This window comes from Haloferax sp. KTX1 (assembly GCF_902410085.1).
GTDB classification, from domain to species: Archaea; Halobacteriota; Halobacteria; order Halobacteriales; family Haloferacaceae; genus Haloferax; species Haloferax massiliensis.
Genome location: NZ_CABPRH010000123.1, coordinates 1 through 477, shown reverse-complemented (window position 1 = coordinate 477; position 477 = coordinate 1). Strand labels below are relative to the sequence as shown.

General features: G+C 69.0%; 1 protein-coding gene. It reads left to right on the top strand.

Annotation, left to right across the window (positions count from 1 at the left end):
* A partial coding sequence (locus FY251_RS21085; RefSeq protein WP_148416880.1) for a LarC family nickel insertion protein occupies positions 1–477 on the top strand: 477 nt, incomplete at both ends.

Genomic DNA, 477 nt, shown 5'->3' with positions numbered 1-477 from the left:
CACCCACGCCGAGGGCCACGGCCCGAGCCGAACGTACGCCGAGGTGGTCGAACTCGTTGAGGAGATGGACCTCTCGAAGTCCGTCAAGGCGGACGCGCTGGCCATCTTCGAGATACTTGGCGAGGCCGAGGCGTCGGTCCACGGGACGGACCTCGACGGGACGCACTTCCACGAGGTCGGGGCCGACGACGCCATCGCCGACATCGTCGGTGCCTGTCTCCTGCTGGATGACCTTGACGTCGAGCGGGTCGTAACGACGCCGCTGGCGACGGGCGGCGGCACGGTCGAGATGAGCCACGGCACCTACCCGGTCCCGACTCCCGCGGTAGTCGAAATCGCCGAGCGGGCCGACTGGTCGCTGCAGGGCGGCCCCATCGATAGGGAACTGGTAACGCCGACCGGCGCGGCGATTCTCGCCCACATCGCGGACGGCACTGAGTCGCTGCCACCGCTCGATATCGACGCGTCGGGCTACGG